The sequence below is a fragment of the Pseudomonas sp. CFBP 8758 genome (assembly GCF_014841725.1).
GTDB lineage: Bacteria > Pseudomonadota > Gammaproteobacteria > Pseudomonadales > Pseudomonadaceae > Aquipseudomonas > Aquipseudomonas baltica.
Genome location: NZ_JACYUK010000002.1, coordinates 19384 through 31114 on the forward strand (window position 1 = coordinate 19384; position 11731 = coordinate 31114).

At 61.6% G+C, this 11731-nt stretch carries 6 protein-coding genes; 3 read left to right on the plus strand and 3 right to left on the minus strand.

Features of this window, described 5'->3' with window-relative positions; all coding sequences use genetic code 11:
- Window positions 1-294: 294 nt before the first annotated feature.
- The gene (locus IFT75_RS03905) at window positions 295-5040 is read right to left on the minus strand and encodes a dermonecrotic toxin domain-containing protein (protein WP_192053468.1); all 4746 of its coding nucleotides are present in this window, start codon (window positions 5038-5040) and stop codon (window positions 295-297) included.
- Between the two features lie 219 nt (window positions 5041-5259).
- On the opposite strand from IFT75_RS03905, the gene IFT75_RS03910 reads away from it, so the two are divergent.
- The gene (locus tag IFT75_RS03910; RefSeq protein WP_192053470.1) at window positions 5260-6843 is read left to right on the plus strand and encodes a peptide chain release factor 3; all 1584 of its coding nucleotides are present in this window, start codon (window positions 5260-5262) and stop codon (window positions 6841-6843) included.
- Window positions 6844-6860: 17 nt separating this feature from the next.
- Here IFT75_RS03910 and IFT75_RS03915 read toward each other — a convergent pair whose 3' ends face one another.
- Window positions 6861-7934, minus strand: coding sequence for a polyamine ABC transporter substrate-binding protein (locus IFT75_RS03915; protein ID WP_185794123.1), 1074 nt, complete (start codon window positions 7932-7934; stop codon window positions 6861-6863).
- A gap of 160 nt (window positions 7935-8094) precedes the next feature.
- On the opposite strand from IFT75_RS03915, the gene IFT75_RS03920 reads away from it, so the two are divergent.
- Together IFT75_RS03920 and IFT75_RS03925 are read left to right on the plus strand one after the other, a co-directional pair.
- Window positions 8095-9201, plus strand: coding sequence for a polysaccharide deacetylase family protein (locus tag IFT75_RS03920; protein WP_185794216.1), 1107 nt, complete (start codon window positions 8095-8097; stop codon window positions 9199-9201).
- 352 nt (window positions 9202-9553) lie between these two features.
- On the plus strand, window positions 9554-10948 hold the full coding sequence (locus tag IFT75_RS03925) for a PhoH family protein (protein ID WP_122479643.1): 1395 nt from the start codon (window positions 9554-9556) through the stop codon (window positions 10946-10948).
- Window positions 10949-11004: 56 nt separating this feature from the next.
- Here IFT75_RS03925 and IFT75_RS03930 read toward each other — a convergent pair whose 3' ends face one another.
- The gene (locus IFT75_RS03930) at window positions 11005-11730 is read right to left on the minus strand and encodes a molecular chaperone (protein WP_122479642.1); all 726 of its coding nucleotides are present in this window, start codon (window positions 11728-11730) and stop codon (window positions 11005-11007) included.
- Between the last annotated feature and the right edge of the window lies 1 nt (window position 11731).

The window sequence follows — 11731 nt, forward strand, 5'->3', positions numbered from 1 at the left end:
GGGCGAGCGATCGGCCCAGGTAGGACGCGAATAGCAGCTCGCGCGGTGCGAGCCATAAGCGCAGCCTCGTCAGGCTAACTTGCTGATTTTGCAGCCCCTGACGACTCAACGAATCAGGGAATGGACGTCTCCGTGCGGCGAGAGGTTCCCACAGTGAGGCAGCATTTGGCCACCTTTTATGACCATAAAGCTTGCATGAGATGGCGTTCAAGGGGGAGTTACCCAAGGCATTTGACGCGGCTTGCGCCGCTGCTACAGGGGTTCGCGGTGTTTGTAGCAGCGGCGCGAGCCGCGTCAGGGGGTTTTGCGATTTCCCAGACGATAGATCAACAGCGTCACCGAGTCGGCATTCTTCAGCAGGATCTTTGAACGAATGTCAGCGTCGATCAGAAACCGCTGGCGTGCGTCGTCCAGATTGGGTGAGCCCGCCAGGCGCAGGATCAGAGCGCGCCCCTTGCGGTCTTCGTTGAGGATGTCGCGCACCTGCCCGGTCGTGTCGTCGCGGACAATGAACAACTTACGCTTGGGGGTGAGGTGCGAGAACGATTCGTCGTGCTGACGCTCCAGCCACGCACGCCTCACGCCTGGCTGCAACCGATCGGCATAGGGCATCGCCGCTTCGATATAGTGGATGTCCCGGGTGTTGCATGCAATATGGGTGAACTCATGCAGCAGGACCATCGCCTTGCTCAGGGCGTTCGTTTCAGCGATGGTGTATTTCGGATCGAGTGGCAGGAGACGTGCCGTCTCAAAATCAAAGAATTCATCTGTCAGAAACATCTGACCTTGTGGATCCTGTACGGATACGAAGGCAATGCCCACGGCTGACTGCGCGCTCAAGCGGCTTGCCATCACGTAGCGTCTCGAGGTTACTGGCGAGTAGGCGTGCGATGCCATGACCCGGGCCATTTTTTCCAGTACGCCTTGGACCCGCGCGATCAATGAGTCCGTGACCTGAGAGACGCCGAAGAACTGCTTGAGCACTTCCAGGGTATGGGTTTCCACGCTACCGACCAGCCGTGCTCTTCGCAGGCTGTCCAACGCATTGCCCAGATACCCCAAGGCATCGCGGTGGGCCCGGTGCAGGACGATGGCGCGGTGCGGGCGCAATTGGCGGATCTGCCGGCAGCCCACGGCATGGATGACGATTTCATCACGGGTCAGCGTCCAACGCACCAGTTGGCTGCCCAGCCTGCTCGGTACGCCGCCAGCACTGATTGCAAGGTTCTGCCCAGGATCGATTACCCAAGCCTGCTCGGTATCCAGCAGCAACCTAGGGCCTAGTTCATCGTCGCGCTGCCCGACCAGGTACCAACGATCCTGTTCCTGGCGAGCGCGATATGCCTTGCCGTTGAGGCCGATGTAGTGCGTCTGGTCGCGGATGTTCAGGTAAGTGCACGTGGACGGCTGAAAAACGAACGTGCGCAGCGTTTCGATGGGGGCCTCGTAGCGCGCGAGTGACAGGCCGTACTCCGGGGCGCTGCGCACGGTTTGCCAGAAGCGCTCGCGTACGTTGTCTTGAAGTGCACGCTGCGTCATCCCCTGACTGATCGCCAGTCCCTGTACAAGCACGCAGGTCAACTGCGCCAGTGTTTGCCCCCAGCTGTTGTGCTGCACGTTCTGGGCGATGTTCAGCACCGCCAGTTCGGCTTGCCAGGCGGCCACTGCAAGCCCGACCTTGCCCGGCAGGAACATGCTCAGTTGCTCCCACGCCAGGCTCATCACATTGATCAGCGCCTGCCAGCGAACTTGCTCCGTGGTAACCAGTTGAGTGGCGGCGAGAGCCTGCAGATAAAGGCCGTTCTCGACGAATAGGTACCGCAGTGCGTTACCGGCAATAGGGTTGCAGGCCAGCTCCGGGCCTGTCGAGGTGCTCTGCGTCAGGGTGAAGTCTGTGTCCCCAACGCGGCCCAGGTGCGGCTCGCTGAAGCCGCCATGGGCATAGCGCGGGCGCAGGCTGACAGGCATGCGCGCGAGCAGTCGCGCCTGCAGGGCAGTGTCGCTGGCAAGGGCGGCAAGCAGGGCCGTACCACTGTCGAAGGCTTGAAGGGTATGGGTGGCTTCATAGGGCAGGTACAGCACCAGCGGGCCGTCTTCACCGGCCCTGAACAGATAGCAGCCGGGCAACGTGTCTGGTTTCATTCCCGGCTTGGGGATCAATTGCAGCGGGGTCAGCAACACGACATGGCCGTTCAGCGGCTGTCGCAAGATGGGGTCCGGCATGCAGACCACGCGAGTGATCAGTTCGACCGCCTGCATGGGCAGGTTGTGCTTGAGCCGGGCTCGCCAGGCGCACTCCAGCAACTGCGCCGGTAGCTGGCGGGCGTACAAATTTAGCCGGCGAGGGTAATCGAGGTCTGAGGGGTCGAAGGTCTGTTTGAGCAGGGCCTGATAGTGCGAGCCTAGATTCACCTCCCGTACCAATCGGCGGCAGTAGTCGGCATTCAACACGGCGGGCGCCACATGGCCCTCACCCAGTTCGATGCGGGCGATGGCGTCGTCCCAGTCCCGGAAGTGATTCAAGGCGTATTCGATCAGGCTTTGTCGCCGCACGACCGAGGCGGCGGGAAGGCTGGAAGGAATTTCACCCGAGGGTACCAAGGCAGGCACGTATCGCGCCGTGGTGATGAAGATCGCTTCGGGGTCGAAGCGTTTTGCAGTGAAGTCTTTGTCCAGATGGTGCTGCAGCACGCCGCGGGCATAACTGCTGATATCAGGAACGCCGAACAGATAGTCGTCTTCGGCCGGGCTGGCCAGCAGATTCAACCCCAGCACGCGCAGGTAGTACTGCTGGTCGTCGACTGCCGCCCGCTGCAACCAGGCAGGCAGGGCAGCTTTGGCGGCCAGGCCACGTGCCATATCTTCCATGCGCTGCATCTGCCGTTGCAGGCTGTCGAACGCCATGGCCTCGCGAAGCAGAGCAGGCAAGGAGTCGGAGGGCCATGCTTGGTTGCGCAGTTGGTCGAAGGCTTGCAGCTTACTTCGTTGTCGGGCCTGGCTTTCCAGGCTGTTCAATGTATTCAGTGCATCGCCCGCAAAGGCTGTCCAGTTGCTCAGGCCAGGCCCGAGGTCGGTCGGCTGCTCAGACCATTGCATGGCGTCACGATGCGCGGCATCCAGAGACTCGAAGAGTTGAAAGCCCGTTTCATGAGCCCAGATCACAATGGTTCCGCTGGCATCGGCTGCCTGGCTCAACATCATTGCATCGGCATTGGCTTGCGCAGGATGACCGCTTCTGTGCTGCCAAGCCTGTACGGAATCACCGCGCAGAAACGCTTCGACCAGCGGCGAGGTCGCTGATCGACTCTGCTTGAGTAGCGCCCATTCGAAACTGAACAACCAGCGCCGCAACGAGCGTTGGTAGGCCTGCCCGGTGGCTTCACGGTGACTCAGTGCAGTTTTCAGCTCGCGGTAGAGGCTGCGCCGAGCTTGGCTGGTGATGTGCTCGATCAGCAGGCATGGCAGCTGATTCAGAACCTGACGTGTGCCTTCGGCAACCACCGTGAACACCTGCCAACGCCTGCCAGCAACGGCGGCGAGTGGTTCGTTTGCCCAGATACTGGCGACCCATGACGTTGCGGCAGTGGGCCGTTCCAAGTCCATGAGGTAAAGCGAACGGGCAGGAGGTCCATTTGGCAGAATGCACGCCAATTGCAGCTCCAGGGCTTGAAGTGCGGCCACACGCAAGTCAGGGCCGCGCTTGAGATAGCCGGCGTACTGGATTTGCAGCTCGGTCAGATGATTTACCACGCGCTGCGGTTTTTGCAGGTCGGTTTGCGCTGCGCCGGTGAGGCGCATCAAGCTGGCTGGGCTGTCCCGTGGGTCGGCAGCGAACGGCGCGGCGAGCCTCTGCAGGCTTGGCGCCAGGCGCTGATGCAGGCCCAGGGCTTGCTCGCAGAGCGTGTGGCGGTCTCCCATTAATGCAGCAGGTGGGCTGTTGGACAATATCGAGTGCTGTACTTGCAGCAGACGTCGGGTGTAGCTCGCCAGACCGAAAGAGGAGGGGGGCTCGGCTACCAACTCAATATCAATGATAGGCAGTGTCTTGAACGTCGGCTGTTGTGCGTTGGGTACGCAGGGCAGCCATTGGGCACGCTGCTCCAGATCGGTCAGTGCTGCCAGGAGTGCCGAGCGGTCGGTGTAACGCACCAGCCCGCTCGTGGCGCTGAACAGGTAGCATGCAGCCGCCGCGCGCTCGTTGGCCAGTACCAGGGTATTGATCAACGGCTGCTGGCGGCCCTCGGCACTTGATCCATGGAGGATGAAGCCGGTAAGAGGCGATGGCTGGACTTGGCCCTTCAGCCAAGCCCAGAGTTGATCATGCTCAACGGCTGGCAGCGTGCCGTCCCATTGCGTACGGGCAAGATCAGTGATCAGCTGCGTGCGCAAGTGGCGGGTCAGCCGTTCGGCGGGCAGCTCTGATCGGGGGGCTCCTTCACGCCAGTAGTGGGCGAGCAGACTGGCCATGGCGGCCTCTGATCCACTGCTCACCAGCTCCTCTGAGCTTGGTTGATCCAGTAACAACTGACGCCACTCGCGTAGCTGCTCACTCAGACGATGCTGAATGTCCAGCATCAAGGTATCGAACACCGACCCTTCCATGAGCGTGACCTGCATCTCGTGGAGTTCGCCAAGGCGCATCAGCCGACGTTCTGCCTGCGAAAGCAGGTAGCTCAGCCCCGGATCGTTATCAGGGCTGGCCAACCGATCCAGCAGGTAACGCTTCAAACGACGCCGATCATCGAACAACTTCAAGCCGCAGATTGGGTGGTAGTGGGCCACCCAATCGTGCTGCGTCGTACTGATCAACAGGCTCAAGGGTAATTCGACGGCAGTTCCTTGCGCGGTGATGATGCTCAACCCGTCCACGCGCATTTCGTCTTGTGCCTGAGGTTGGTGATCGCGCTCGGGCTTGGCAAGTTGGCGCAACCATTGAGTCCCTTCAGGCGTCAGGAGTGAGTGGGATGAGTCGCTAAGGTGGCGCATGAAGCGTTGTGCCAGCGCGCGGCTGTGAAACCAGGGCAGTGGTGGGGTCGTCATTGGCAGCTCCAGGGGCAATAGGCACCGCTGCGGGCTTCGACGTGTCGAGCCCTGCGATGGAGGCGATACGTTGCCTGCGCTGCAGCGCTGCGCGGTGGTAGATATTGCACAGCCCTGCGCCCAGACCTGGCCGCAACCGGTGTGGCGCACAGTGGCCTCAACGCTTGGAACTGGGCTATAATCCGCGCCCTTTTTCATTCCCTCGCCAGGCGATCATCCATGACCCAACAGGCCGCCGAAGTCGCGAAGCGCCGCACTTTCGCCATCATTTCCCACCCGGATGCGGGTAAGACCACCATCACCGAGAAGCTCTTGCTGATGGGCAAGGCGATTGCCGTGGCCGGTACGGTGAAGTCGCGCAAGTCCGACCGTCACGCGACCTCCGACTGGATGGAAATGGAGAAACAGCGCGGGATCTCCATCACGACTTCCGTGATGCAGTTTCCCTATCGCGAGCACATGGTCAACCTGCTCGACACCCCGGGCCACGAAGACTTCTCGGAAGACACCTACCGCACCCTGACCGCAGTGGACTCGGCGCTGATGGTGCTCGACGGCGGTAAAGGCGTCGAACCGCGGACCATTGCCCTGATGGATGTCTGCCGCCTGCGCGACACGCCGATCGTCAGTTTCATCAACAAGCTGGACCGTGACATTCGCGACCCGATCGAGTTGCTCGACGAGATCGAGGCGGTGCTCAAGATCAAGGCCGCGCCGATCACCTGGCCGATCGGCTGCTATCGCGACTTCAAGGGCGTCTATCACCTGGCGGACGACTACATCATCGTTTACACGCCAGGCCATGGCCACGAGCGCACCGATGTGAAAATCATCGAGAAGCTGGACTCCGACGAGGCGCGCGCACACCTGGCCGACGAATACGACCGCTTCGTGGAACAGCTGGAACTGGTGCAGGGGGCCTGCCATGAGTTCGATCAGGACGAGTTTCTGAACGGTCAATTGACGCCGGTGTTCTTCGGTACGGCGCTGGGCAACTTCGGTGTCGACCATGTGCTCGACGCCGTCGTGAACTGGGCGCCACGCCCCTTGCCGCGAGTGGCGAACGAGCGGACCGTGGAACCGGTGGAAGAGAAATTCACCGGCTTCGTGTTCAAGATCCAGGCAAACATGGACCCCAAGCACCGTGACCGTATTGCCTTCATGCGCATCTGCTCGGGCCGTTACGAGAAAGGCATGAAGATGCGCCACGTGCGCACGGGCAAGGACCTGCGCATCGGCGACGCCCTGACGTTCTTCTCCTCCGAGCGCGAGCAGCTGGAGGAAGCCTTCGCCGGCGACATCATTGGCCTGCACAACCACGGCACCATCCAGATCGGCGACACCTTCAGCGAGGGTGAAAGCCTGGGTTTCACCGGCATTCCGCACTTCGCCCCGGAGCTGTTCCGTCGAGTGCGGCTCAAGGATCCGCTCAAGTCCAAGCAGTTGCGTCAGGGCTTGCAGCAGCTGGCCGAGGAGGGCGCCACCCAGGTGTTCTTCCCCGAGCGCAGCAACGACATCATCCTGGGTGCGGTCGGCGTGCTGCAGTTCGACGTGGTCGCCAGCCGGCTGAAAGAGGAATACAAGGTGGAATGTGCCTACGAGCCGATCACCGTATGGTCCGCCCGCTGGATCGAGTGCGCCGACAAGAAGAAGCTTGAGGAATTCAGCAACAAGGCTGCGGAAAACCTGGCCCTCGATGGCGGTGGGCACCTGACGTATCTGGCCCCGACCCGGGTCAACCTGGCGCTGATGGAAGAACGCTGGCCAGACGTGAAATTCCGCGCCACCCGCGAGCACCATTGATCGACCCGATCCGGGCCTCAGTGACGGATCTGGTCCCAGGTCCGGGTACGTAGCTGCTCGATATCGGCGGGCATGGGTTGCAGCAGGAACAGCTTGCTCATGACCTCGGCGCTGGGATAGATCCGCCGATCACCCTTGAGCGCAGGGTTGACCCATTCATCGGCGCCTTCGTTGCCATTGGCGTAGTGCACGCTGTTGGTGATGTCGGCCATGACCTTGGGTTCGAGCAGGTAGTTGAGAAAGGTGTACGCAGCATCCTCGTTCGGCGCATTGGCGGGGATGGCGACCATGTCGAACCACATGGTCGAGCCCTCGCGCGGCAACGTGAACTCGATCTCCACGCCCTGGCCCGCCTGTCTGGCCTGGGTTTGCGCCTGCAGTACGTCCCCGGAAAAACCCACTACCGCGCACAGCTTGCCTTCGGCCAGTTGATGGCTGTACTCCACCGAATCGAAGTAGCGTACGTAGGGCTTGATGCTCAGCAGCAGCGCGCGGGCCTTGTCGTAGTCGGCAGGGTTCTGGCTGTGTGAGGGCAGGCCCAGGTAGTTGAGGGCCATGGGCAGCAGTTCGGGACCGATATCGAGGATGGCGACCCCGCATTTCTGCAGGCGAGCGATGTTTTCCGGTTTGAACACCAAATCCCAGGAATCCACTGGGGCATCGTCGCCGAGCGCCGCCTTGACCTGCTCGACGTTGTAGCCGATGCCGCTGACGCCCCACAGGTACGGAAAGCCGTAGCGGTTGCCGGGGTCGTTGATTTCCAGGGCGCGCAGCAGCGCGGGGTTCAGGTACTTCCAGTTCGGCAGGCGAGTGCGGTCCAGCGGCGTGAGGTTGCCGGCGCTGATGTGGCGGTTCATGAAGTGGTTGGAAGGGAAGATCACGTCGTACTTGCCGGGCGCTTCGCGCAGGCGTTTTTCCAGGGTTTCGTTGCTGTCGAAGGAGCTGTATTGGGTTTCGATGCCGGTCTGGCGCTGGAAATTGGGCAGGGTGTCGGGGGCGATGTAGTCGGGCCAGTTGTAGATGCTGAGCGTGCCGGCGGCGAACGCCATGGGCGTGACAAGCGTCAGTGCGGCGAGGGCCAAGCGAAGCATGTGGTGATTCCTGAGCCGCCGTTGATTGCCTACTGTAATCATAGAAACGAAGTGGGGGAAGGCCCGTGGCTGCATAGAGCTGCGCGCTGCGCCGCGACAGCGGTATAGTGCCCGGCGCACCCTGTCATCGAGGAGATCGCCGTTGCGTTGGGTATCATGGATGCTGGCCACCGTTGTATGCGCCGTACAGGCCGCCGTCGCTGCGCCGCCGGTGGCGACTCTCGACCGCAGTCACTGGCCGGAACGCATCGATTCGCCAGTGCTGTTCGACGTGGCGTCGCGCGCGCACATCCTGCTGTTTGCACGCTCGTTGCTGGCCAGTGAAAGCCAGGACGAAGCACAGCTGACCACGCGCCTGGGCCTGCGTCAGATCAACCTGCTGGCGATCAACGACTTGCGCCAGCGGCTCTGGCAGCGGCTCTGGGCCAATTTCGACCTCGCCCAGCAAAGCTGCGAACAGGATGCCTCGTTCTGCTATGCCATCGACAGCGAAGGCGACCTGCGCGCCCAGGCGGCCGACCTGGGAATCGATCCCGAATCCTTCTACTCCGGGTTCGCCGTGCCGGGCCAGGTATTCAGCGAGGCCTATCTCAACGAACTGTTGCGTCTGGCCGCGGTTTCACCGCAGACCACCAGCGAGGTGCAACTGTTGTCGGAGCAGGAGTTCGATGGCAACGGCTTTGCCGACCGGACGTTCCTGCTGACCTTCGATGGCGGCCCGAGCCCGGTCGATGGCTCTACCGATGCGTTGACCGGGTACCTGCGAGCGCAGGATTGGAGCGCTACCTTCTTCGTGCCCGGACAAAGCCTGCAGGCGCGTGCCGAAAAGACCTCGGTGGCCCAGCTGCAGGCACTGTATGCCGGGCAGTGCGTGGCGACCCTGGGTTGGCAATACGTGTCCCATGGCCAATGGGACAAATGGCAGGACTCGATACTGCGCAGCGTCGCCCTGCTGCAGACCGACCTGCCCGACAGCTACGTGCCCTGGTTTCGCCCGCCGTACGGCCAGCGTCGTGCCGACAGCGCTGCATTCTTTGCCGGAGCGGGGCTGAAAGTGGCGCTGTGGAACATCGATTCGATGGACGATGACAGCCGCCTGACGGCCCTGCAGGCTGGCGAGCGGGCGCTGAGCCTGATGCTGCTGTGGCGACGCGGAATCGTGGTGTTCCACGACAACCTGGCCAAGGCGCAGACCGCGCTGCCCTGGCTGATGCGGGAAACCGCCCAGACCGGTATCAACTGGCAGGCCTGTGCAGATGTGCAATAGGCTCAGTCGGCGAACGCCAGCATTTACGGGGGGTTGGCAGGTTTTTGGGAAAAATTGCGCGGGCGAGGAGGGGCAGGTCAACTTCTGACTCTAACGGCGTCCGCGCCACCCGCCAAGCGTTATTCGCACCGCTGAAAAATAAACTTCAAAAAACCGTAAAGTGCTTTTTTCCTTAATGGGTTTTGCGGTATTACGAAGACAGACCGCCGAACCCTGCATCACAGGTGGCGTCTTCGACAGACTCTCCACCTGTGCGCAGGTCCTGCTCCTTGATGTGGGAATCCGGCGGCCTTTTCGCGGCGCAGCACCGTCCAGGTATTGCGTTGTCAGGCTCCCAAAAAGGTGACCGAGTATGGATGAACAAGGACGCAGCACCTCTTCCAATCAGCCAATCCTTTATGTGCTCGATACCAACGTACTGATCCACGATCCAAACGCTCTGCTGAATTTCGAAGAACACCGTGTCGCCATTCCCATGACCGTGCTGGAGGAACTGGACAAACTCAAGGATGGCAAGCAGACCGTCGCTGCCGAATGCCGGCAGGCCATCCGCCTGATCGACAAGACCCTGGGCGATGCATCGCCGGCCGTGGTCGAATCCGGCGTGCCGATCATGCGCGTCAGCGGCAACACCAAGGGCTTTCTGTCCATTCTGATGGACAAGCGTCCCGAGCCCTCGAACCTGCTGCCGCAGAACCTCAACGACAACATCATCATCAACCAGTTGATCGACCTGCACACGCGTCACCCCGACCTGAGCGTGATTCTGGTCACCAAAGACATCAACATGCGCCTCAAGGCGCGCGCCTGCGGGATTGCCGCCGAGGACTACAGCACCGATCAGTTGGTGGACGACGTATCGCTGCTTTCGCGTGGCTATCACAACGTGACCGGCTCGTTCTGGGACCGCGTGAGCAAGGTCGAGACGCGCCAGGACCATGGCCGCACCTGGCACCGGGTGCAGTTGAGCGAAGTGCTGCCATCGGTGCACATGAACGAGTTCATCATCGACGAGCAAGGCTTCGTCGGCTGGATCAAGGGCATCAAGGACGACGAGCTGATGATCCTCGACCTGCACCAAGAGCCCTTGCTGCATCAGGAAGCCTGGGGTCTCAAGCCGCGAGACATCTACCAGGGGCTGGCTCTGTTCGCCCTGCTGGACCCGGACATCCATCTGGTCAACCTCTCGGGCGCAGCGGGGTCGGGCAAGACCATCCTGGCCCTTGCCGCGGCCATCGAGCAGACCATGGTGACCAAGCGCTACCGGCGCATCATTGCAACCCGCAGCGTGCAGGGGCTCGACCAGGAAATCGGTTTCCTGCCCGGTACCGAGGCGGAAAAGATGGAGCCTTGGCTGGGCGCCATCACCGACAACCTCGAAGCCTTGCACATGGAGGATGAAAATACCCACGGCAGCGTCGACTACATCCTGAGCAAGGTGCCGTTGCAGTTCAAATCCCTCAACTACATCCGAGGCCGCAGTTTCCAGCAAAGCCTGATCCTGATCGACGAGTGCCAGAACCTGACACCGCACCAGATGAAAACCATCATCACCCGTGCCGGTGCCGGTTCCAAAGTGATCTGCCTGGGCAACCTGGCGCAGATCGACACCCCCTACCTGTCGGCCCCCAGTTCCGGGTTGACCTATCTGACGGAGCGTTTCAAGGACTTCCCCCAAGGCGTGCACATCACCCTGCAGGGTGTACCGCGGTCGATCCTGGCCGAGTACGCCGAAAGCCACCTGTAGGTCAACAACCCTGCGCAAACGGACTCGCTATCGGTGCCTGGGCACCGACAGTGAGCCTAGCCTTCGAATTCATGAGGGATCTCCCGCGGGCCTTCCTGCAGAACGAACCGGTAGGAACGCCCGGTTTTCTTTTCGAAAGACAGTGTTTTGCCCGGCCGGATGTGATGCTTGGTGGGCGGGGCACAGTGCTGTCCGTTGCGATCGCAGTCGTTGAAATGATCCAGCACCACCGTGGCGTTGCCTTTGTTCGGGATCGTGAAGCGCTCGGCCTCGTGCAGCACTTCGGTGGCGTAGGTGGTCTGCGCCGGCTTGACGAACATCACCGCGCCATAGCCGGCAAGGATGCTCACCCCGGCCGACAGCGCCTCATTGTACTGCTGGGCTTGCTCGCTGGTGAGGCCGAAGCCGTCGCCGGTTTCCGGAAGGACCGGAATGAAACGCAGGCGAAAGTAGCGTTCGGCCTGGCGTTCGCCCCGGTACAGCAGGCGCACCTGCTGCATGCCATTGGGCGGCACGATCACCCGGGCTGGGCTGGCGATCAGGGTGCGCTGTTCGGCCGGCAGGCCATCCAGAGGCACTTCGGTCACGGTGCCGTCGGCGGCGTAGACCAGCTCGGCCACGCTGACCTTGACGAACGCTGCCGTGTCACCGCTGTTGTAGATGCGCTTGAGCGAGGTACTGCGGTTGCCGTCGAAGTATTCGTAGAGGCTGCCGATGTTCAGCTGCGGTGCGGCCCAGGCGTCGAACGTCGTCAGGCCGAGCAGTAGCGCGAGGTATTTCATG